At 40.5% G+C, this 22367-nt stretch carries 19 protein-coding genes and 1 pseudogene; 17 read left to right on the top strand and 3 right to left on the bottom strand.

The window, feature by feature from the left end; genetic code table 11:
- Nucleotides 1-335: 335 nt before the first annotated feature.
- From secA to NFR51_RS10840, 8 genes and pseudogenes are all read left to right on the top strand, one after another.
- Complete coding sequence (secA, locus tag NFR51_RS06065) at nt 336-2723, top strand: preprotein translocase subunit SecA (protein WP_251712844.1); 2388 nt, start codon at nt 336-338, stop codon at nt 2721-2723.
- A gap of 21 nt (nt 2724-2744) precedes the next feature.
- On the top strand, nt 2745-3959 hold the full coding sequence (locus NFR51_RS06060) for an accessory Sec system protein translocase subunit SecY2 (RefSeq protein WP_251712843.1): 1215 nt from the start codon (nt 2745-2747) through the stop codon (nt 3957-3959).
- Between the two features lie 20 nt (nt 3960-3979).
- Nucleotides 3980-5497, top strand: a complete 1518-nt coding sequence (gene asp1 / locus NFR51_RS06055; RefSeq protein WP_251712842.1) for an accessory Sec system protein Asp1 — start codon at nt 3980-3982, stop codon at nt 5495-5497.
- Complete coding sequence (gene asp2, locus NFR51_RS06050; RefSeq protein ID WP_251712841.1) at nt 5490-7082, top strand: accessory Sec system protein Asp2; 1593 nt, start codon at nt 5490-5492, stop codon at nt 7080-7082. The genes asp1 and asp2 overlap by 8 nt, the downstream gene beginning before the upstream one ends.
- A gap of 9 nt (nt 7083-7091) precedes the next feature.
- Nucleotides 7092-7355, top strand: a complete 264-nt coding sequence (locus NFR51_RS06045; protein ID WP_251712840.1) for an accessory Sec system protein Asp3 — start codon at nt 7092-7094, stop codon at nt 7353-7355.
- On the top strand, nt 7300-7911 hold the full coding sequence (locus NFR51_RS06040) for an accessory Sec system protein Asp3 (protein ID WP_251712839.1): 612 nt from the start codon (nt 7300-7302) through the stop codon (nt 7909-7911). The genes NFR51_RS06045 and NFR51_RS06040 overlap by 56 nt, the downstream gene beginning before the upstream one ends.
- Before the next feature lie 169 nt (nt 7912-8080).
- The gene (locus NFR51_RS06035; protein WP_251712838.1) at nt 8081-8290 is read left to right on the top strand and encodes a hypothetical protein; all 210 of its coding nucleotides are present in this window, start codon (nt 8081-8083) and stop codon (nt 8288-8290) included.
- A 125-nt stretch (nt 8291-8415) separates the two neighbouring features.
- Nucleotides 8416-9183: pseudogene (locus tag NFR51_RS10840) on the top strand (pectate lyase-like adhesive domain-containing protein); the annotation flags it as partial.
- A 248-nt stretch (nt 9184-9431) separates the two neighbouring features.
- Here NFR51_RS10840 and NFR51_RS06030 read toward each other — a convergent pair.
- The gene (locus tag NFR51_RS06030) at nt 9432-9623 is read right to left on the bottom strand and encodes a hypothetical protein (protein ID WP_251712837.1); all 192 of its coding nucleotides are present in this window, start codon (nt 9621-9623) and stop codon (nt 9432-9434) included.
- Between the two features lie 1236 nt (nt 9624-10859).
- Nucleotides 10860-14744 (bottom strand): hypothetical protein, encoded by a 3885-nt coding sequence (locus tag NFR51_RS10755; protein ID WP_277613157.1) that lies wholly within the window; start codon nt 14742-14744, stop codon nt 10860-10862.
- Nucleotides 14745-14974: 230 nt separating this feature from the next.
- On the opposite strand from NFR51_RS10755, the gene NFR51_RS06020 reads away from it, so the two are divergent.
- The 4 genes from NFR51_RS06020 to gtfB all read left to right on the top strand — a co-directional run bounded on the left by NFR51_RS06020 (nt 14975) and on the right by gtfB (nt 19640).
- Nucleotides 14975-15538 (top strand): LPXTG cell wall anchor domain-containing protein, encoded by a 564-nt coding sequence (locus tag NFR51_RS06020; RefSeq protein WP_251712836.1) that lies wholly within the window; start codon nt 14975-14977, stop codon nt 15536-15538.
- A 211-nt stretch (nt 15539-15749) separates the two neighbouring features.
- Nucleotides 15750-16760, top strand: coding sequence for a glycosyltransferase (locus tag NFR51_RS06015; protein ID WP_251712835.1), 1011 nt, complete (start codon nt 15750-15752; stop codon nt 16758-16760).
- A gap of 19 nt (nt 16761-16779) precedes the next feature.
- Nucleotides 16780-18285, top strand: a complete 1506-nt coding sequence (gtfA, locus tag NFR51_RS06010) for an accessory Sec system glycosyltransferase GtfA (protein WP_251712834.1) — start codon at nt 16780-16782, stop codon at nt 18283-18285.
- The gene (gene gtfB, locus NFR51_RS06005; RefSeq protein ID WP_251712833.1) at nt 18282-19640 is read left to right on the top strand and encodes an accessory Sec system glycosylation chaperone GtfB; all 1359 of its coding nucleotides are present in this window, start codon (nt 18282-18284) and stop codon (nt 19638-19640) included. The genes gtfA and gtfB overlap by 4 nt, the downstream gene beginning before the upstream one ends.
- Before the next feature lie 109 nt (nt 19641-19749).
- On the opposite strand, the gene NFR51_RS06000 is transcribed toward gtfB, so the two are convergent.
- A complete protein-coding gene (locus NFR51_RS06000; protein WP_251712832.1) occupies nt 19750-19902 on the bottom strand; it encodes a hypothetical protein in 153 nt (50 codons plus the stop codon).
- Nucleotides 19903-20285: 383 nt separating this feature from the next.
- On the opposite strand from NFR51_RS06000, the gene NFR51_RS05995 reads away from it, so the two are divergent.
- The 5 genes from NFR51_RS05995 to fic all read left to right on the top strand — a co-directional run bounded on the left by NFR51_RS05995 (nt 20286) and on the right by fic (nt 22184).
- Nucleotides 20286-20519, top strand: a complete 234-nt coding sequence (locus NFR51_RS05995; RefSeq protein ID WP_251712831.1) for a type I restriction-modification system subunit M N-terminal domain-containing protein — start codon at nt 20286-20288, stop codon at nt 20517-20519.
- Nucleotides 20520-20602: 83 nt separating this feature from the next.
- Complete coding sequence (locus NFR51_RS05990) at nt 20603-21001, top strand: hypothetical protein (RefSeq protein WP_251712830.1); 399 nt, start codon at nt 20603-20605, stop codon at nt 20999-21001.
- Between the two features lie 76 nt (nt 21002-21077).
- A complete protein-coding gene (locus tag NFR51_RS05985; protein WP_251712829.1) occupies nt 21078-21353 on the top strand; it encodes a hypothetical protein in 276 nt (91 codons plus the stop codon).
- 7 nt (nt 21354-21360) lie between these two features.
- Nucleotides 21361-21585: a hypothetical protein gene (locus NFR51_RS05980; RefSeq protein ID WP_251712828.1), complete on the top strand. Its 225-nt coding sequence runs from the start codon at nt 21361-21363 to the stop codon at nt 21583-21585.
- Nucleotides 21582-22184, top strand: a complete 603-nt coding sequence (fic, locus tag NFR51_RS05975) for a protein adenylyltransferase Fic (protein WP_251712827.1) — start codon at nt 21582-21584, stop codon at nt 22182-22184. Before NFR51_RS05980 ends, fic begins: the two co-directional genes overlap by 4 nt.
- The last annotated feature ends 183 nt before the right edge of the window (nt 22185-22367 follow it).

Here is a 22367-nt window from a genome sequence, read left to right as displayed (position 1 = left end):
TGTCCAAACCATGAATTTCTTTGCTATGGCGATTAAGTTTTTTTATGACTAAATGATGTATTTTTGGTTTATAATATTTTTTTATGTTAATGTTTTGTGTATAAAAGATTACATTTACTTGGAATTATGTTATAGTTAATGGATGAGAATAATATGAAAATGGGGTTAGAGTATCTAATCATCTTTCCCTTGGATTATTAATTAAGATGAGCGTGTATAGGAGACTTTTAGAATAAGAAAGCAACTATCTAAGAGCAATACTCATTCTTGTCAAGAAAAATCAGAAATACAATTTGATTTTGTTTTCCTCTGATTAGAAAGGAATACATATAACTATGGCTGAGTTTAAAGGCTTTAAGAAAAGAAAATATATTAAAATTCTTCGGACGATTAAGGGTTTAGCCTCGAAGTATAAAAACATGACTGACGAAGAACTAAAGGCACAGACAGAGAGGTTTAGGCAGCGTCTTCAAAAGGGCGAAACACTCGCCCATATTTTACCAGAAGCTTATGCAACTGTCATTGAAGCAGACCGCCGTATTTTGGGAATGGCGCCCTATGATGTGCAGGTACTCGGAGCGATTGTTCTTTTTCACGGAAATGTAGCTGAGATGAAGACGGGAGAAGGCAAGACCTTGACTGCTACGATGCCCCTGTATCTCATGGGTTTAACTGGCCCGGGAAATTTTTTAGTTACTGCGAATGAATACCTGGCCTGGCGCGATGCTGAAGAAGTAGGCAAGGTTTACCGTTGGCTCGGGCTTTCTGTAGCTGTTGGTGTGCAGCGCAATGCGTACGACAAGGAAGTGGATCGCAGTGTGGTGTACAAGTCTGATATCGTTTATACTACACACTCTGGCCTAGGTTTTGACTATCTTTTAGATAATTTGGCAACAGAAGTAGACAAACAATACTTGCAAGGCTTTAATTTTGTAGTTATTGATGAGCTAGATGCCATACTCTTGGATATGGCCCAAATTCCATTGATTATTTCTGGTGCACCGACTTTACAATTCAATCTTTATCATTTGGCGGATAAGTTTGTCAAAAGCTTAACTGAAGAGGTAGATTATGAAATTTCGGAGGATAAGCAACAAGTTTGGTTTACGGAGGAAGGGATTGAACATTCCAGTCGCTACTTTGGACTTTCAGAAATTTTGTCCAAAGAGAACCAAGTGCATTACAGACATTTAGTGTTAGCTTTAAAGGCAAACTATGTTCAGGAAGTTGGTCGCCATTATGTAGTTGAAGAAGATGAAATTTTTCTTCTTGATGAAATGAATGGTCGCAAGATGATTGGTACTAAGCTTCAAGGGGGAATGCACCAAGCTATTGAGGCAAAAGAGGAGGTGACAATCACTCTGGAGACTAAATCCATGGGCTCTATCACCTATCAGAATTTGTTTAAAATGTTTCGAGTCCTATCAGGGATGACGGGAACTGCCTATACGGATGTAGTAGAAATCCGTGATACATACGATATTGATGTAGTACCTATCCCGACACACCGACCGATTAAGCGCACGGATCATAAAAGCAGTATTTATTTGACCAACAAAGCTAAGATGTTAAGTTCACTAGAATTAGTTAAGAAAGCTGTGGCAGCAGAACGTCCTGTTCTAATCGCCACGGGCTCAGTCACTAAATCTCGCCTTTATTCGCTCATACTTCTAAATAATCGTATCCCTCACTCCTTACTTAATGCGACTACGGCGACAGCAGCTAAGGAGAAAAGAATTGTTCATCAGGCAGGGCAGCGTGGTGCTGTGACTGTAGCTACAGCTATGGCTGGACGGGGAACAGACATTAAGTTGGATGATTTCAGTCGCGAAAATGGCGGACTTATGGTTGTGGGGACTGAGAGCATGACCAGTGACCGCATCGATAATCAGTTAAGAGGGCGTGCTGGACGTCAAGGAGAGCCCGGAGATTCGCATTTTTATACTTCTCTGGAAGATAAAGTCGTTGTTGAAAGTTCCCCCGAATGGGTACGTAAATTCCGTAAAAATTTAGAAAATAAACAGGGAGATGAGGTTGCGACGCAAGAAGGATTGCTAAATAAGAAAAAGTTTCAGCGTCTCATAGAAAAATCCCAGAAAAACAAGAAAAATCAAGATGTGAACAGCAGAAAAACAACTCTGGAATTTGATGATGTCATTAGTGTCCTTCGCGAACGTGTCTATGCGACACGCAACAAAGTCCTGACAGGTACACCGACATATTTTAGAGAAGTTATATTAAAGAGCTATAAACATACCGCAGAGAATTTTTTAGCGGAAAGAAAAAAACGGGATGCCTTTGAATTTTCAGATTTTATCCTTAATAATTTAGACTATAGTTTTGACCAATCAAGATTAGATGGGTTTGACAAGATGAGTGTAAAGACTCTCCGTCAATTGTTGGACGACATCATTGCCGAAAAAGATCAGCGAATTTTAGAAAACTTTCCACATGCAGACCAAAGCTACATGTATCAGCGCTTTATCATCCTTAAATCCTTAGACCAACTTTGGATAGATTTGGCAGATGCCTTGGTGCAGTTGAAAACGGTTGTTCAAAGTAGAACTTTTGGGCAGCAGCGCCCTTTGCATGAATTTGAAAAAGAAGCCAATCGCTATTTCACAGAATGCATGGAGCGTCTCTGGATTGATATTACACGTAATATGCTTTTATCAGAGCTCTTTATCAATCGAGATGGTTCTGTGGATATTGAATTGCCGTAAATGAGATAAAGAGAGTAGAAAATGAAAGAATATTCAGGCGCAATCAAGCGCTTTTCAGTAACACTTTTAATCCTGTCCATCGTTCAGTTAGGGAACCATCTGAACCTGCCGGGTACCACGCCACAGGTTGCTAACAATGATGGCATAATGAATTTTTTTGCCAGTATTTCCGCAGGGAAGTCAGGAGAGTTGACCCTCTTTTCTCTTGGTCTCAGTCCGTACATGATATCTTTTATTGTTTGGAATCTCTTCAGTTTGTTGGAGGTTGATGCGATTAAGAGTCTTTCACAAAAGCAGTCTGGTTTGATTGTCCGCGCAATTACTTTGCTTTTTGCTATTTTGCAAGCATGGGCGACTTTGCGGAGCTTCGAGGGGAATATCTTTTACGCTCATTTTCCTAGTTTTTCGCAGAGCCAAGTTGACTTCTTTTTCCTGCTTTTGCTGACTTCTGGCGGTATGGTGATTGCCTATATTGCTGATCTCAATAAAGACAAGGGTGTGGGCAAGCAGATGATTCTTATTTTTCCTGGATTATTGGCAAACATGCCACGAATGTTATTGACAGGTGGGCAAGACAGTGCTTTATTCAGTAGTGTTTGGGGACTCGTTTTCATTGGTGGGGCAACAGTGGTTATGGTTTATGTAACTTCTATTTTAGCCCGAAGTGAGTATCGTATTCCTGTTCAACAAACTGCCATGACAGTTGCTTTTAAATCTTCATACATTCCGATTAAGGTTTTGACTTCAGGAGCATTTCCTTTTATGTTTGGTATTACCCTTTTTTCAATGCCACAGGTGATGCTCTTCTTACCCTTTTTTCAAAATAATAATTTGATGGCTTACATCGTCACTACTTTTTTCTCTTACAGTACAGTGCAGGGTATTCTCACTTTTGGTTTGATTTTGGGTTTTCTGGGATTTGGCTTTTCCCATATGAATATACGGCCTTTCGATATTGCCAAGGGGCTTCGAGGAGCGGGAGATTACATTTTTGATGTAAGACCTGGTCGTGATACGGAAAAGTATATTCGGCAAAAACTTAACCGGATTATTTTCCTTAATAATAGCTTTATCTTACTGGTTTCTTTAACACCTTTATTGGTAGGACTTTGGTATCAACCAGCTACTGTTTTGAGCTTTTATTTTTCCTCTTTAGTTATGATGGTTTATTTTGTTCACACCATGCATGAGGATATTCGCTTTGTTTTGGCGAAACGACATTATGTCATCTTTTGATGGCAGGAAAGGACAACTTTATGATTTATTTGTTAGCGGAGTGGCAGGATCAGACTGATTTGGGTTCAGATCGAATTTACAATCTTGCGCAGTTTTTTACCAAGGCTGATATGGAATATACGGTTTTGCTTCCAAAACATCTGCCTTTTTTGCGTTATCATCTCAATGCTCAGGCTTTCAAGGTTAAAAGTATTATCCGATTATTTGACCATTTGCAAGGTATCGAGATCCAAGATGGTCATCCACTCTCCCTAGAAGATTTAGTTTTTCCTGAAAGCATAGAGAAAGTTTATACTCCTTCAATAGTATTGCTCTTGAAAAATGGACAGACCATTGGGCAGGTGGTTTATAATGCCTATGGCTTTATGGACTTTATTGATTGGCGAACTGAAGACGGCTTTCAGCGAGAAATTTTTGATGACCGTGGCTTTATGAGCTGCATTCACTTTTTTGATAAAAGCCGACTTCAGGTAAAGTCGGAGTACTTCAATGAGAAGGGGCAGAAAACCTTGCTCCAAGAAAAGGGACGGCTTTCCATTTTGTCGGAAGAACATGCCTATCTCTCCCAAAAAACTTATCTTTCTTTGGAAAATGTACTTGAGACTTTGACGACAGGTTTACTCGAAAATTTTGGAAAATATGAAAAATCAGTCTTGGTGGACTCAAATCAAAAAAGCATATCTGCTGTTCCAAGTTTCTGGAATCAGATACATATTCTTTCAGAAGATGTAAAAGAGCCACTTGATGCAGAACACTGGGTTCGTGATTCTACTGTTTTTCAGATGGACACAAATCAGACTGTGCCTTATATTCCTGTTTTTCTTCCCCAACTCAGTCTGGGACGTTCTGATACGATGCCCATCATGAAAGTTTTTGCAAGTTTTGCAGACCTAAATGAAGAAGCAGAAAAAAATTTAATTTTCTTGATTGAAGAGGCTATTTCAGATGAGGACTACGGTTTAATTGTCGAACTGGAAGATGTAGAAGATCGCAGACGTATGTATTTTCTACAAAAGCTTCTCATCAATACGCACTTTGGTGTTGACTCTGATTCAGAAGAATATGAGAAAGTTCATGAATACGTCGTAGCGCAAAAAGAGAAGAGAGTTTTTAAACATCTGGAAGATGCTATCGAGGAACTCAAAAACTCGCCAAAGTGGTTGAACTACGTAGGTGCTGTTAATGCTCAGCTCAGAATTGAGCAGGTGGGGCCTCTTGATTTACTTAAGATGGAGGCTGTTTTTGATATTGCGCGTGTTTACGTTGATCTTTCTAAAAAATACGATATACAGCGCCATGTAAAGGCAGTCAGTGCAGGTATTCCAATTTTGACACGGCACCAGAGTGACTTCTTGCGGGAGAGAGAAAACGGTTGGACAATATCAAGTTCGGATGATTTGAAGGAAGCTTTGGTCTACTACATGGGAACATTAAGAAATTGGAACAAGTCTTTAGTGACGAGTATTGACATCATCGAACAGCACGAACCGCATTTGATTAAAGCAAAATGGTTGGAGGTTTTTAAGCAGCATGGCTAAAAAAAGTAAGATTATCCAAATTGGAGGGCAGGCTCTGACTTTTTCAGAAGCTATAAAAGAGAAATTCCATGTGATTTACTTACCGGGGAACTATGACTTGATGGCTGATGAAGCAGGGGAGAGATTTTTTGTAGAGGGAGAGTTTAACCCCAAGCACAACCGCTCACTCTTTGTTTTAGGGGCGGATGCCCTGCTCTTGCGTTCCTTTCCCTTGCAGTTGGCTCAGTTCCCAGCCTATCAAATTTTCTATGATGCAGAAGCGGTGATTAGTCCTCATCAAGAACAAATTTTGGAACAGAAGTTCGCGCATCCCTATCGCTCCAAGGAAGACAGTCTGGAAAGACTTCGGGAAAAAATATGGGATTTATCCATTGGACAAATGGGATACAAGGTCAAACCTGAAACGGTGGCTGTATCTTCAAATTTTAAGGGGAAGTCCACTAAGTTTGGAAACAGTTATATGCAGCTGATAGGGGAATTTACACCCGAATTTTCAGAAGTTTTGCATTGGCGTAGGCACAGCGTAGACTTTGGGGCTGGGGATAAACTTGCCTTCTATCCAGAAGACACTATCGTTAACGGTGACTTGGAGCTGGAATATCGAATCTATGTTCTTGAAAAACATCACTATAACATTATCAAGGTCATCAAGGGCAGCCCTCAGCAGTTTAGAAATCAAGAAATCATTGTTCATAATGATACTGAACATACAGTATATACCAGTATAGGACTTTATGCTAAGGGAGGGCAGGGAGAAATACAGGTTGGTAATATTCATTTCCGAAAATATCTCAACGACAAATCCGTGATGTTCTCAGGCGCCACAACTTTAATTGACAGGCAGGCTAGAAATGAAGAAGTCAACTGCTATTTCCATCCTGGAGATATGAAGCCTCCTTTATCGGTTTATTTCTCGGGTTATCGCTCAGCGGAAGGGATGGAAGGTCGCGGAATGATGGCCAATATGGGAGGTCCTTTTATTCTGTTTGGCGATCCTCGTCTTGAGGGAGGGAATTTTTATCTAGGAAGTTCAGAGCTTGAAGCGCATATTTCTCAGTTTATTCAAGATAAGCTAGAGTGGCTGGGCTTTAGCAGTCAAGACTTGATTTTATCAGGTCTTTCTATGGGAACCTTTGGTGCGCTTTATTATGCGGCGGATTTGTCGCCAGCAGCGGTTATTGTAGGTAAGCCTTTGGCTAACATTGGCACGATAGCGCTCAATGAACGTATCAATCGTCCTGAAATGTGGGGCACGTCATTGGACATGGTTCTTCATCATGGTGGCAGCTCAACAACTGTCAATGCGGAGAGTTTGGATCAAAAATTCTGGGATAAGTTTTCAAAAGGCAATTATGACTCGACGACCTTTGCATTGGCTTATATGAAGCAAGACGACTATGATCATAAGGCATTTTCGATGCTGGTTGAAAAACTCAAAAGCATGAATTCTAAAGCAACTTTACTCTATAAGGGATTTATTGGCCGTCACAATGATAACACTCCCGGTATCAACAGTTGGTTTATTAAACAATACCGTAACATTTTGCTCAATAAATATGGGCGTGATATTGATTTTAGATTATAAGGAGTTCTTATGGCAGATACTGCACTTATCAAATGGGGAAAACGTTTCAACCAAGCTTATAATTATGGTTCAGAAATTACGCTAGACTCTCATCAAGTGACTTTTTCATCACCCATGATGCCTGTAGGTACGACCATCAAAGCTTGGCATTCCAAGGGAAGCTATGGAGAAGATCGTGTTGCTCCATTATTACCACTGTTGAAGCCGGGTAAAACCTATGTTTATCCAAGAAAACCCGAAAAATCAATTCCGCGTAGATATCGATTTTCGTGACCAGTTTGGTCAAATTACTGCTACACAGTATTTTGAAGGACTACATTTTACTTTTCAATATCCCCATAACGCTGCTCACTACAGTATTAACCTCAATAATATCAAACATGAAACACTGGTTTTTTATGACATATTATTGATTGAAAAAGCAGAGGAAAACAGTGTTAGAGTGGAAAGGGGAGAGGAGTTAACATTTATAAAATTCCAAGCTTCAAGTGAAAAGTTTCAACTGCTCATTCATAGCTCTGACCGGGAAAGTATCATGGTTTCGGACAGTACTGCCAACCTGCTGCTTTTCGTGAGCCGAGAAACTAATTTTCAGACGGTGCTCTCAGCAATCATTGACAAACTTGAAACGCAGGGTGGACATATTGAAATTAAGACTGGAGCAGATGTTGCAAAATTCAGTATAGAATTCCAGTCCTTGACTGAAATATTACAGACATATTTTCCGGACAGAAAGATTGAAACAGATATTAAAAATACAACAGATATACTCACAGAGTATGAAATTCAAATGCTTCTTTTAGCTTTACAAAAGCAAAAAGGCAAATAACGAAACTAAAACACTGAAATAGCTTGCTTTTCGTTACCGTAATGTAACCTAAATGTGATACAATATATTTAATATTACTTTTAAACATCTAATATTAATTTAAGCGTAACATTAAAAACATAGGCATGGAAATATGCCAAGTTTGCAAAGCTAAAAGAGGTGCTACAAAATGTCAGAAATTTCGGAAGAACAGCAGGAACCATCTTTGAAAGAGATGACACACCTGCAAGTAGAAATTGAACAGCTGTTTCAGGCAGAGTCAGATCGTATTATTAACGATATCGAAGAGGATGCCAGTAACAAAAAGTTGATAGCGACGCTTATTGCTGTGAGTCTTGCAATAGCCATGATTATTCCACTTATCATGAGATTGCTTTGATTCCAGATGATGATTTTTATTTGGGAATTACAGCACGTGTTGAAAGCCATCTGAATAAAATCAAGCCCTTGGTGGTGATTGATAAGAAGTAATAACTACCCAAATAATGAAAGTGAAAAGGTAAAATGACTATGAGGAAAAAACAAAGAAGTAAAAGAGAAAATTTAAAACTGAAAACCTCTGAGCCAAAGCTGCGCTATCGCATGTACAAGTCGAAGAAACGTTGGTTGTATGCGACGATTTCGAGTATTAGTATTTTGGGAGGTGGAGCAGCGGGAGCCGATCTGACTGCGCTGGCTTCGGTGAAAGACACCAATGCTTCAAAAACGAACTTCAAATTGCCGGCCTTAAAGGCGCTGGAAAGTGATGAAGGAAGGCTGTCTAACTCTGTTGCTGTAGACCCTGATAGCAACCGTCCAGAGTTTGAAAACATCTTGACTGACAATGCTAATAATACTAAATCGCCAACGTCAGTTAATGTTGCTACGCCAGGTCAAGTGACCAATGATGCACAGTATAAGGCACAGGCGCAGGCTGATGGCACTTATGCAGCTGTATCAACATTTGCAGAGCTTGTTTCCGCATGGAATAATAACAGTATTCGTTATATTGATATTACAGCTAACTTTGACGCCTCTAACGATGGAATCACATATGATACTGCCAATCTCTTTAACCAGCGTACGGTAGGAAGTGATGTGATTGTGCAAGGGAACGGGCATACCGTAAACTTGAAGGACAACATGTTCCGTTTTGCTTCAACAGCTTCAGCGTCCTTTGAGACGACTGTTACAATTTCCAATGTATCATTTATCCATACCTTATCAACGAATGGTCCGGAATCGAACGCGCTCGTCACAACATCAGATGGGAGATATTTAACAACTAATATTGATAATGTGATTCTTAGCAGTCAAGATCACGCGAATAATCAGTGGGGAAATACAGCTGTTTATTCACCGTACGGTAAGGCTGTCTTCTCTGGTAAGAATAGCTTTAGTATTCTTCGTCAGGTGACGCATGCGGTTACGAAGATCGAAATTTCTAATGGGGCAAGTGTTGAAAATAACCGGCCTGATTCTTCTTGGCTTGACTCTGTCTTTGACTTTGATCGACGAAATGTTGTTTCAGGAACCGTCGGTTATGGGAACTCTTTCAGTATAGGGGATGGAGCTACAGTATCTGCCCGAGCTGAAAGTGACAATGTCACAACTCCAATCATCAACGGGGCTATTGACCAGATTACTGCTGGAGATAATGTTACTTGGTCACAAGAAGGTTGGCAATACTTTATCCATGGTGGTAATGGTGCTAAAGCAGATGCCCAGTACATTTTTGGCCAAAACTTTAACCTGACTTTGTCAAAATCAAAGGCTCCATATAGTCTCTTTTACATCTATCAAAACCAGTCTGTTCAAGTTAATGCTGGTGCTGTGATAGATGCGAATCAGTGGAATCAGTCAGGGCCGCTGATTAACGTGAACTCATCGAACTCTAAAGTTGAGTTTATTTCTCCGAAATCTCTCCATTTGAGTCTTTTAAATACAAATGGAGCGCCAGCTGCAGGAGGAGTTATCCGAGGTTACGGTACGTTCATTATGAACAACTCGAGCTTGAACGCATGGACAGGCGTAAACAGCATGCCTAACACGCCAGACTTAACTGGTCAGTTTGGTCAGTTGAAAATGGTAAACAACAATTGGACACAAACAAATGGCACGACAAGTAATCTGATTACTTCAAATACACGTGAAATTCAGACCAGAGCACTTCCAGTTGGGGATATCAAAATCAACTATGTGGATCAAAATGGTAAGAATGTAGGGACTACGACAGTTCCTCTTAATCAAGATACGAACTTTATCGGGCAGACCCTTAATTTGGTTGATAAGAAGTATGCTATTGATAACATGCCAGCTGGTTACAAGTGGGCTATTGGTGCAGATAATGAAACAACGCAAATTTCTAAGGATGTCCCAACAGGCACCGAGGGGCAACCAAGTGGTGATGCAACATCTATAGCTGATAATGGTGATCAATGGGGACAAGCAAATTATGCAGTCGTTCCTCAAGAAGGGACTACCAACGAGTATAATGTTTATGTGTATGGTGAGGGCAATCCAAATGTAAGTTATACCTACATTGATGTTATCTCTGGTTTGCCAGTATCCTCCTCCTCGAACCAGGTGGGAAGTGAGATGGCGGGGGCTGCTAATGTCCCGGCCAACGTGGGCAATACCATCGATTGGACATCAGAGCTTTATACAAAGACCAACGTTCCAGAAGGTTATACTTATCTGGAAGACGGGAATTCATTCTTGCCTGAAGGGGTAACGCAACCAACTACAACAGAAATCACAGATACGACAACTGAGCACAATAAGGTGATTTACGTGTTCAGTCCAGAAGGTTCAGAGTCCATGAGTGTATCCGCTTCACAGTCGGAATCCTCCTCAGAATCAGGCTCTCTATCAGCATCCGAGTCAGCCTTGGTTTCACAATCTGAAAGTGGTTCAGAATCAGTGTCAGTATCAAGCTCTGAGTCGTTGTCATCCTCACTTTCGACATCTTACTCAAGCTCAGATTCTCTCTCAACATCTGAATCTGCTTCTCTTTCAATATCCGAATCACAATCAGTCTCCCAGTCTGAATCGCAATCTGTATCTGCTTCAGTTTCTGAATCACAATCAGTCTCCGCTTCAATTTCGACATCTGTTTCACAATCTGAATCAACATCAGTAATCGCATCAACAAGTGACTCGCTAGACAAATCCGAATCACTCTCAATTGTTGTATCTGAATCCGAGTCTGCTTCATCATCTGAATCAACTATGGTTTCAGAGTCTGCTTCCGAGTCCGCATCAACTTCAGCTGAGCTTTCAGAATCAAGTTCAGTGTCTGCGTCCATCTCTGCCTCTCTTTCTGAGTCAGAGTCAAGCTCAGTAGAACTCTCCGAATCTGAGTCAGCTTCTACCTCAGTAGAACTCTCCGAATCCGAGTCCGCATCAACTTCAGTAGAAGTATCCGAATCCGAGTCCGCATCAACCTCAGTGGAAGTATCCGAATCCGAGTCGGCATCAACCTCAGTGGAAGTATCGGAATCCGAATCAGCCTCTACCTCAGTAGAACTCTCCGAATCCGAGTCGGCATCAACCTCAGTGGAAGTATCCGAATCAGAGTCTGCATCGACTTCAGTAGAGCTCTCAGAATCCGAGTCGGCATCAACCTCGGTAGAACTTTCTGAATCAGAGTCTGCATCAACCTCAGTGGAAGTATCCGAATCTGAATCCGCATCAACCTCAGTGGAAGTATCTGAATCCGAGTCCGCATCTACATCAGTAGAAGTCTCAGAATCCGAGTCGGCCTCTACCTCAGTAGAACTTTCTGAATCCGAGTCGGCCTCTACCTCAGTAGAACTTTCCGAATCTGAGTCAGCCTCTACCTCAGTAGAACTCTCAGAATCTGAATCCGCATCAACCTCGGTGGAAGTATCTGAATCCGAATCGACCTCTACCTCAGTAGAACTTTCCGAATCAGAGTCCGCCTCGACATCGGTGGAAGTATCTGAATCAGAGTCCGCATCAACCTCGGTAGAGCTCTCCGAATCAGAGTCCGCATCAACTTCAGTAGAAGTATCCGAATCAGAGTCCGCATCGACCTCAGTGGAAGTATCGGAATCCGAGTCCGCCTCGACTTCAGTAGAGCTCTCAGAATCCGAGTCGGCTTCAACATCAGTGGAAGTATCTGAATCCGAGTCTGCATCAACCTCGGTAGAACTTTCCGAATCAGAGTCTGCATCGACTTCAGTAGAGCTCTCCGAATCCGAGTCTGCATCAACCTCGGTAGAACTTTCTGAATCCGAGTCTGCATCAACCTCAGTGGAAGTATCCGAATCTGAATCCGCATCAACCTCAGTGGAAGTATCTGAATCAGAGTCCGCATCTACATCAGTAGAAGTCTCAGAATCCGAGTCTGCATCAACCTCGGTAGAACTTTCCGAATCAGAGTCGGCCTCTACATCAGTAGAACTTTCCGAATCAGAGTCAGCCTCTACATCAGTAGAACTCTCAGAATCCGGGTCAGCATCAACCTCAGTGGAAGTATCCGAATCAGAGTCGGCATCGACTTCAGTAGAGCTCTCAGAATCAGAGTCGGCTTCAACATCAGTGGAAGTCTCCGAATCAGAGTCCGCCTCAACCTCGGTGGAAGTATCCGAATCCGAGTCTGCATCAACCTCGGTAGAACTCTCCGAATCCGAATCGGCATCAACCTCGGTGGAACTCTCCGAATCCGAATCGGCATCAACCTCGGTAGAACTCTCCGAATCTGAGTCGGCATCAACCTCAGTGGAAGTATCCGAATCTGAGTCGGCATCAACCTCGGTAGAACTTTCTGAATCTGAGTCTGCATCGACCTCAGTAGAACTTTCCGAATCTGAGTCAGCTTCTACCTCAGTAGAACTCTCAGAATCAGCATCAGCATCAGCATCTGAATCAAGTTCAGTTTCTGCATCGATTTCCGAGTCAGAATCAAGCTCAGTAGAACTTTCCGAATCAGAGTCTGCATCGACTTCAGTAGAACTTTCCGAATCAGAGTCTGCATCAACCTCAGTGGAAGTATCTGAATCAGAGTCTGCATCAACCTCGGTAGAACTTTCCGAATCAGAGTCTGCATCGACTTCAGTAGAACTCTCCGAATCAGAATCCGCATCAACCTCGGTAGAACTCTCCGAATCCGAATCCGCATCAACCTCAGTGGAAGTATCCGAATCAGAGTCTGCATCGACTTCAGTAGAGCTCTCAGAATCAGAGTCGGCATCAACCTCAGTAGAAGTCTCCGAATCAGAGTCCGCCTCAACCTCGGTGGAAGTATCTGAATCCGAATCAGCATCTGAATCAAGTTCAGTTTCTGCATCGATTTCCGAGTCAGAATCAAGCTCAGTAGAACTTTCTGAATCCGAGTCTGCATCGACCTCAGTAGAACTTTCCGAATCTGAGTCAGCTTCTACCTCAGTAGAACTCTCAGAATCAGAATCAGCATCAGCATCTGAATCAAGTTCAGTTTCTGCATCGATTTCCGAGTCAGAATCAAGCTCAGTGGAACTCTCAGAATCCGAGTCGGCTTCAACCTCGGTGGAAGTATCAGAATCCGAGTCCGCATCGACATCGGTGGAAGTATCGGAATCTGAGTCCGCATCAACATCAGTAGAAGTATCCGAATCTGAGTCTGCATCAACCTCAGTAGAACTCTCTGAATCCGAGTCCGCCTCTACCTCAGTAGAAGTATCCGAATCCGAGTCTGCATCGACTTCAGTAGAGCTCTCAGAATCCGAGTCCGCCTCAACCTCGGTAGAACTTTCCGAATCTGAGTCTGCATCAACCTCAGTGGAAGTATCTGAATCTGAGTCGGCCTCTACATCAGTAGAACTTTCTGAATCTGAGTCGGCATCAACCTCGGTAGAGCTCTCAGAATCCGAGTCAGCCTCAACCTCGGTGGAAGTATCTGAATCTGAATCGGCATCAACCTCAGTGGAAGTATCCGAATCCGAATCCACATCAACCTCGGTAGAAGCATCCGAATCCGAGTCCGCATCAACTTCGGTAGAACTTTCAGAATCTGAGTCTGCATCAACCTCAGTAGAACTCTCCGAATCAGAATCAGCCTCTACCTCAGTGGAAGTATCTGAATCAGAATCAGTATCTGAATCAAGTTCAGTTTCTGCATCGATTTCCGAGTCAGAATCAAGCTCAGTAGAACTTTCTGAATCCGAGTCGGCCTCAACCTCAGTGGAAGTATCCGAATCTGAGTCTGCATCGACTTCAGTAGAGCTCTCAGAATCCGAGTCGGCCTCAACCTCAGTAGAACTCTCAGAATCCGAGTCTGCATCAACCTCAGTAGAACTCTCAGAATCCGAGTCCGCCTCTACATCAGTAGAAGTATCAGAATCCGAGTCGGCCTCAACCTCAGTGGAAGTATCCGAATCCGAGTCGGCCTCAACCTCGGTAGAACTTTCCGAATCCGAGTCTGCATCGACTTCAGTAGAACTCTCCGAATCAGAATCAGCCTCTACCTCAGTGGAAGTATCTGAATCAGAATCAGTATCTGAATCAAGTTCAGTTTCTGCATCGATTTCCGAGTCAGAATCAAGCTCAGTGGAATTCTCAGAATCCGAGTCGGCTTCAACCTCGGTGGAAGTATCAGAATCCGAGTCCGCATCGACATCGGTGGAAGTATCGGAATCTGAATCAGCATCTGAATCAAGTTCAGTTTCTGCATCGATTTCCGAGTCAGAATCAACCTCAGTAGAACTCTCAGAATCCGAGTCCGTATCAGCCTCAGTAGAAGTATCAGAATCTGAATCTTCATCCGAGTCAAGTTCAGTCTCTGCGTCAATCTCTGCCTCTCTCTCTGAATCCACTTTAGATTCTGAATACGATTTCTTTAAACCAATCACTCCATCACTGTTCCCAGCAGTCAGACCAATTACTCCATCAATGACTCCGGAAGGTTCTCTGAGTACTTCAGCTAGCCTTTCCGAATCGTCATCAGAGTCAATTTCTGTGGAAGCATCAGAATCTAGCTCCCTCTCTGCCTCTCTCTGAATCTGCTTTAGATTCTGAATACGATTTCTATAAACCAGTCACTCCATCACTGTTCCCAGCAGTCAGACCAATTACTCCGTCAATGACTCCGGAAGGTTCTCTGAGTACTTCAGCTAGCCTTTCCGAATCATCAGAGTCAACTTCTGTGGAAGCATCAGAATCTAGTTCCCTCTCTGCCTCTCTCTCTGAATCTGCTTTAGATTCTGAATACGATTTCTTCAAGCCAATCACTCCATCAATGACTCCAGAAGGCTCTCTGAGTACTTCAACGAGCGGCTCTGAATCAAGTTCAGAATCAGCGCTCCTGTCATTGATTGATATCGGCTCAGAAAGCGAATCGCTATCAGTAAGCGTGTCAGAAAGTGAATCTGTATCAGATTCTGTGTCCAACTCTGACTACCTTTCAGAATCGATAAGCGAGTCAACATCAGCGACAGAATCCATCTCAATTTCAATGTCTGATAGCTTAACAAGCGAAGTACAGCCGGACTTTGGAAATCCAGGGAACAGCATAGGTCAAAAATTACCAGCTACTGGTGATGAAAATGCTCTAGGAGCAACCTTTGCAGGGTTCTCTATCCTTGCAGCTGCCCTTGTTGCGAGTAAAAAGCGCAAAAAGGATGATAAAGAGCAGGAGCAAAACTAAGCTTCAATAACCAACAAGTCCGCAATTGCGGACTTTGTGGTTTATTGGGCGTGTTAGGAACAGAACAGGTGTAAAATCTAGAAGATGGCGCGAAATTTAATGTGAGAGTCTATATGATATTACTCTAAAGAGTGATGTGAATAAGAACTCCGAAGGAACGTCCAGAAGTTTATCACTATTCTTGCGAATACAGAATGAGGAATTTAATTTTATGAATAAATTTATCACTAATTTTTATGGGCATTCAGCTGTTTCAACTGCACAAATTGCTCAACATATGACGACAAATATTGCTAAAACAATGGGTTTTAAAGAAATCTCTATTGTTGCTCATGATTCAGGACGTGATACGGATATGGAGCGTTGGAAACGTATAGAAGGTTTTCTAGCACCTGTACAAGGAGGCGAATTAGCTGTAGTGCAACTGCCTTCTTGGTCTGGTTTTGAATTTGACAAAGTCTTGACTGAGCAGCTAAAAAATCGTGTAGAAAAAGTAGTAATCTTCACGCATGACTTCATTCCACTCATGTTTAAACCTAACTTTTATCTGATGAAATACTATATTGAGCTCTATAATCAAGCAGATTTAGTAGTTCTGCCTTCTGAAAAAATGCATAAAATCTTAATCAATTTTGGTCTAAAAACACCAGTCTTGATTCAAGAAATTTGGGACCATACAAGTAGTATCACTCTTGAAACGAAGCCAGTTTTCCAGCGGAAGATTAAGTTTGCTGGAGGCATTCAACGTTATCCATTTATCAAAAACTGGTCCAGTAATATCTTGCTAGAAGCCTATTCGAAAGGAACAGTTGAGGCGGTTGGGAATGTTGAAATCAAGGGCTGGATGTATGATGATCAGCTTATGCGTTCGCTTAATGAAGGGGGAATTGGTTTGGTTTGGACAGAAGATGATATGGAAGATGAATACTTTGACAAAGCGTACTTCCAAATTGTGAATCATTTTAAATTTTCAACTTATTTGGCAGCAGGTCTTCCTGTTATTGTTCCCAAAGGCTTTGCAAAGGAAGCGTTTGTACAACGTAATGGCATTGGTTTTGTCGCTGGAAGTTTGGAAGAAGTTGTTTCAATCGTGGAAGATATGAAAGAAGAAGAGTATGAAAGACTTATCGAAAATGTGAAAGATGTAGGGGCTTTAATCACCGATGGACATTTTACGAAAAGCCTTATAATTGAGATTGAGAAAGCTCTCTTTTTGAAGTAAGAACAGGATGATGTAGGATATGACTATTTATAATTTTAATCATGGTATCGGTTGGGCCAGTTCTGGTGTGGAATATGCCCAAGCCTACCGTTCGAATATTTTTAAGAGAAATAAGCAGGATGCTCAATTTATTTTTACGGACCTCTTTCTTGAAAATATTCAGCCTATGACGAAAAATATTGGTTTTGATGATAATGAAATCATTTGGCTCTATGGCTATTTTACAGATGTAAAGATTTCGCCTACTCGCTTTAGTAGACAGGATTTGGAAGCGACTTTTCCTAAGCCCGCTGATAAAGTGGAGGAAGGAGAAAGGCAAATGACTTATAGCTTTAAGGACAATAATATGCGGATGACTGCTTTCTTGGATAAAAAGGATAAGGATAAAATCTATCGCACAGAGATTGTTGTTGCTGGTAAGCTGATTCAGCGAGATTATTACAGTTACACGAAGACTTTTAGCGAGTACTTCAAACCTGTGAATAACCAAGCAAATATTTATCAGCGGCGTTTCTTCAATGAAAATGGCTCGGTGGCTTACGATGAACTCATCAATGGTAAAGAATCCCTCTATATCTTCAGTGATCGGACCATTTACTCTAAGGAGGCACTGATTCAATATTTTGTTGAGTGTCTTGACTTGACGGCTCAGGATATCCTGATTATTGATCGTTCTACGGGCATGGGACCACAAATTATTAGAGCTTCAGGACCAGCAAAAGTTGGTATTGTCATCCATGCGGAGCATTTCAGTGAGTCATTTACGACAGAAAAGAAAATTCTTTGGAATAATTTCTATGACTATCAGTTTGAAAATACTTCTGTTATTGATTTCTTTATCACAGCTACTGAACGGCAAAAAGAAGTCATTGAGGCACAGTTTAAGAAATATGATAAGGGAGAGATTACTATTTATACTCTCCCTGTAGGCTCTATTGACGAATTGAAAAAGGCGAGTGTCCGTAAGAAAAATAGTTTGATCACAGCTTCACGCCTTGCTGCTGAGAAGCACATAGATTGGCAGATTAAAGCAGTTGTCGAAGCGCGTAAGAAGATTAAGGACTTAACTTTAGATATTTATGGCTATGGTGGTGAAGGAACTGCTTTGCGCCAGTTAATTAAAGATTTAGGCGCTGAAAGTTATATTTGTCTTATGGGACAACATGATTTGACGGATGTGTATAAGAACTATCAAACTTATGTGGCAACTTCAACTTCAGAAGGCTTTGGTCTAACCTTACTTGAAGCAGTAGGCTCAGGACTGGGCATGATTGGGTTTGATGTACCTTATGGTAATCAAACGTTTATTCACCCAGATCAAAACGGTTACTTGTTGGATTATGACAAAAATAATCGTCCCAAAGCTGTTGAAGACATTACTCAGGCCATTATCGCCATGCAGGAAAAAGACGAAGCAGAACTTCACCTCATTTCCCAATCATCTTATGCTATTGCCAAAAAATATTTGACAGAGGAGATTCAAAAAATGTGGTTGAAACTCGAACAAGAGGTAATAAAACAATGATTAACTTATTTGAAAATTATAATGCCCAAGCTTTTGACTTGGAACATTCCTTACGCCAGGCAGGTTTTACACACACGACCATTGTTCTGGAAGAAAATGGCTTTATGCCTGAACATGTCCAAACACCTGTTGGTTATTTTACTGGCATGCAAAAAAATCATCAACTGGATGTTGAGGCTCAACCAGAACCACTCTTTTTTAACGAAGTCAAGGTTCCTTTCTATTGGGAAATAAGAGGGGACAGCGCCCAAGCTGAAATTTTTGAAGGCTATAAAAAAATGGGGCACATCAAATACAGTAAGCGTGAAAATGACTATAGAGTGGTTTCAGCTGTCGAATGGTATAACGATGCTGGCCGTGTGCGCCAAATAGATCTGTATAATCAGTTTGGAGAACGTTATGGCAAGTGTACTTACTCCGATGGAAGCATGGCTTTGACGACTTATTTTGATGATAAAGGACGTGAAGTTATTTTAGAAAATCACGTCACGGGTACAGTCCAGGTTAATCATGAAGGAAAGCACCATGTTTTTGAAAACTTCAATGACTTTATCCTTTTCTTCATGGAAGTAGCAAATATCGAAAGTAATGAGATTTTCTATAACAATCTGGGGCGCCCTTTTTTCATTACTAATCGCCTCAAAGCACTCAATCCTGAAAAAAACTTTGCACATACTCTTTTTTGGCAAGAAACTTCAGAAGATATTCCCGGTAACATGAGAAGTATTCTTGATGATAGCAATAATGCAACCCAGCGAATTGTTGTTCAAGACAGCGCCGAATTTGAGAGAATCATGCGCCAGCTGGAGGGAATATCTCTGAACACAGAGCTCATGCAACTGGGTTACCTCTATCCTCTTAAAAATCGTAGTTCCTTAAGTTCAGAAGCCTTTATCTTCACTAATTCTGCAGAAATTGAAGCATTAGAAACGATAGTTACAGCACTGCCTGAGATGCATTTTCATATTGCGGCACGAACTACGATGAGCCCATCTCTGATGGCCTATGAAAACAGAGATAATGTCAGTGTTTATCCCAATGTTGGTGATGAAGACATTATAAAGTCTCTAAAAAACAGCAATTTCTATTTAGATATCAATCATGCTAACGAAATGGAAAATATAATCCGGCAAGCTTTTGAACACAATCAGCTGATTTTAGCTTTTGATAATGTCGTGCACAATAAGCGCTATACCGCTGCAGAAAATATTTTTAGAAAAGATAATGCACAGGCACTGATTGACAAAGTTAAAATCTTGTCCCAAGATAATACCGCTTTTCAAGCAGCACTTAAAACACAGCATAAACATGCAGGACAGGTTGATATTTCGGATTACCAGCACATTTTGAACTGACCGTGTTTAACTTCATCAGAAGAAGCGTGTTGCTTCTCATGAAGAAAGATACAAACGATTAAAAAACAGGAGATAACTCTTAGGGTTGAGAATCCTCTCCTGTTTTTTGTTATTTGCTGTTTTTATCTTCCTTTTCTAATAATATCTGCTTCATTTCTCTGAGATCTTTTTTTGCTCGGCTTAGGTCAAGGACCATTGAAAGCATACCAAGTGCGATGATGAAGTTTACGATCTCGGAGAGGATTGTGAATAATTCATTCATGTGTTAACGTCCACGATGCGTTTTTTGAAATTTACTTTTTGCACGATTAGAATTCCTCCATGTCAAACTACTTTCTTTGAGCTGCAGTCTCATACTAAAAATATATTTACTTTAAATCTTAGCACACTTTAGCTGTCTTAATTTTTAAAAATCCTTTTGGACTAGGAAACAATTATTCTACGAATATGGCGGGAACTAACAATGTGACAGTGAGGTTACTTTGTGAAGTGGATGATGGCACAGATAGCATTTTATCTGCTTAAATTGTTGATTGACTGCATGCACCATATTGACAGTAAAAATTACTGTCATAAAGAGATATAAGCCTGTAGATTTGTTATAATAAAGTTATATAAAATCAGAAAAAGAGTACAAATAGAAAAATGTCAGAAAAATTCAATCCTATCTTTCAAAAGAATAATATAAATATTTCCAACGAGGTTAATTTAGTTTGGTCTATTGCCAACACATTGCGTGGCGCTTATCGTGCAGACAAATATAGAGATGTTATCATCCCCATGTTTGTTATTGCTCGTCTGGAAGCTGCACTTGCAAAGACTAAAGATAAAGTAGTTCAAGCTTATGAGTCTAAAATAGCATACTACCAGCTGTTTTAGCAGTAATTTCATGCGGACTTTAACTAAGACGAAATAATTTTATACGTAATACGAGTGATTGAATGAATGTTTGGAGAATGATAATGGGAATTAAAGATATTTTATTTGGGAACAAAACAAAGGTTGTCCATTTCATTGCTTTAAAGAATGAAATGACTGGAAAAGTGGACTATTATTGTGGGATGGAAAGAGTTGGTGGTCTTCTTAATAAAGAAAACCGTTGGAAGGTTACAGATGACTTAAACGAAGCTTATTTCTTTTCGTCTTCTGAGTCCGCACATAATAGATTAAAACTTATGAATTTGGATAATATTATTCATTCAAAGAAAGAAGTTCAATATATAGCGATTTCTCAAAAAATAAAAATTAAGGACGATAAAAAGCGCAATGTGAAAATATGGAGTGCTGTTGATAAGGATGGAGTGAAAAAATACGATGAAGGTGGATATCTTCAAGAACGGATATTTAACGTCGGTGAATGATGACTGAGAAAATAAAGGATTTCGGCATGGATTGGTGAGGTATCTGTTGGAGGGAAAACGATTCTCTTGAAATATTTTGTTAAATTTCAGAGCGGAAGACTATATTATTGATGAAGTTGTCAGTGAGACAAAAATAAATTTATATCCAGAAAATACTGTTCTTTTGGTGGGAATTGCAAGTATCGATGGGTGCATTGTTTTTGGGAGCAGCATTTCAAAAATTTATTGCCCAAACCTTAAGCTAAAATCTACCGATGTTGAAAAAGAATCCCAAGTGATAGATTTACAAGAAAAGATAAATCAAGGTTCATTGACCATTTCCCAAGCTGAAAGAATTAGCACACATCTTTAGAGAAAAATTGAGTGAATATATCTATAAAAAGGATCAACTGGAAGAAGTTGTGGAAAATGCTAGAATTTTCATTATATTTCCAGTAATTCTTTCTGGTAGTAATGAGTTGTGGTCTAGAGAATACAATCAAGAAAAAATAAGATTCTATATTAAGGATAAATCATTCTTAGAAGCATCACAAACTAAAAAAAATCATTTGATACAGGATTTTAGAAGATCGGAGAATCAATGACCCTAAAAAACAAACGAAACATAACAAACTCAGCCCAACTCCGCCGCGAGGAAGAAATCATGACAAAGAAAAAGGCAAAGCAGCTTTTTGATTCTGGTGATATTGACAAGATAGAAGTTGGGAATTTTAAGGGTTTAGCTCAGATTCATCATTATTTGTTCAGCGATTTATATGATTTTGCGGGACAGATTCGTGATGTTAATCTTGCTAAGGATGATTTTCGTTTTGCGCCAGTAATGTATCTTTCTGTTGCACTTGAAAATATTGATAAGATGCCACACGAGACTTTTGACCAGATTGTTGAGAAGTATGTGGAGATGAACGTGGCACATCCTTTTCGTGAAGGTAACGGTCGTGCGGGGCGCATCTGGTTGGACTTGATTTTCAAAAAATATTTGGGGCAGGTTGTGGATTGGAATGCCCTTGAAAAAGCAGATTATTTATCTGCTGTGAAGCGCAGTCCGATTAAAGACATTGAAATCAAGCATGTTCTCAAACATGCGCTGACAAATAATCTAGGAAGAGAAACCTTCATGAAAGGAATTGACAACAGTTATTATTACGAAGGCTACAATGAACTCAGTATTGATGAGTTATAGAAAGAAAACGAAGCTTTCAAGAAAAGAATTGCCCAAGTCTTTGTAGAAGATGTTTATAGAAGTTTTAAAAATTAAGTACAAAAAAAACACAGTTGCTTTTAGTAAGATGTCAAGCACCAAATAAAACGGACAGTAAAAAAACAAATTAATGTTCAATGAGGTATGCCATCCGATATTCCATGG

The sequence above is a fragment of the Lactococcus ileimucosae genome, from assembly GCF_943193185.1.
GTDB lineage: Bacteria > Bacillota > Bacilli > Lactobacillales > Streptococcaceae > Lactococcus > Lactococcus ileimucosae.
This window is presented reverse-complemented; position numbering and strand designations above follow the sequence as displayed.

What these genes read in the sequence shown, in the direction of transcription:
- NFR51_RS05990 (WP_251712830.1), top strand. Translation starts at nt 20,603, where the DNA reads ATGGGAATTAAAGATATTTTATTTGGGAACAAAACAAAGGTTGTCCAT.
- gtfA (WP_251712834.1), top strand. Translation starts at nt 16,780, where the DNA reads ATGACTATTTATAATTTTAATCATGGTATCGGTTGGGCCAGTTCTGGT.
- NFR51_RS06040 (WP_251712839.1), top strand. Translation starts at nt 7,300, where the DNA reads ATGTTTATCCAAGAAAACCCGAAAAATCAATTCCGCGTAGATATCGAT.
- NFR51_RS06035 (WP_251712838.1), top strand. Translation starts at nt 8,081, where the DNA reads ATGTCAGAAATTTCGGAAGAACAGCAGGAACCATCTTTGAAAGAGATG.
- NFR51_RS06015 (WP_251712835.1), top strand. Translation starts at nt 15,750, where the DNA reads ATGAATAAATTTATCACTAATTTTTATGGGCATTCAGCTGTTTCAACT.
- NFR51_RS06045 (WP_251712840.1), top strand. Translation starts at nt 7,092, where the DNA reads ATGGCAGATACTGCACTTATCAAATGGGGAAAACGTTTCAACCAAGCT.
- NFR51_RS06030 (WP_251712837.1), bottom strand. Translation starts at nt 9,623, where the DNA reads ATGTACTGGGCATCTGCTTTAGCACCATTACCACCATGGATAAAGTAT.
- NFR51_RS06060 (WP_251712843.1), top strand. Translation starts at nt 2,745, where the DNA reads ATGAAAGAATATTCAGGCGCAATCAAGCGCTTTTCAGTAACACTTTTA.
- fic (WP_251712827.1), top strand. Translation starts at nt 21,582, where the DNA reads ATGACCCTAAAAAACAAACGAAACATAACAAACTCAGCCCAACTCCGC.
- secA (WP_251712844.1), top strand. Translation starts at nt 336, where the DNA reads ATGGCTGAGTTTAAAGGCTTTAAGAAAAGAAAATATATTAAAATTCTT.
- asp1 (WP_251712842.1), top strand. Translation starts at nt 3,980, where the DNA reads ATGATTTATTTGTTAGCGGAGTGGCAGGATCAGACTGATTTGGGTTCA.
- NFR51_RS06000 (WP_251712832.1), bottom strand. Translation starts at nt 19,902, where the DNA reads ATGAATGAATTATTCACAATCCTCTCCGAGATCGTAAACTTCATCATC.
- NFR51_RS06020 (WP_251712836.1), top strand. Translation starts at nt 14,975, where the DNA reads ATGACTCCGGAAGGTTCTCTGAGTACTTCAGCTAGCCTTTCCGAATCA.
- asp2 (WP_251712841.1), top strand. Translation starts at nt 5,490, where the DNA reads ATGGCTAAAAAAAGTAAGATTATCCAAATTGGAGGGCAGGCTCTGACT.
- gtfB (WP_251712833.1), top strand. Translation starts at nt 18,282, where the DNA reads ATGATTAACTTATTTGAAAATTATAATGCCCAAGCTTTTGACTTGGAA.
- NFR51_RS05995 (WP_251712831.1), top strand. Translation starts at nt 20,286, where the DNA reads ATGTCAGAAAAATTCAATCCTATCTTTCAAAAGAATAATATAAATATT.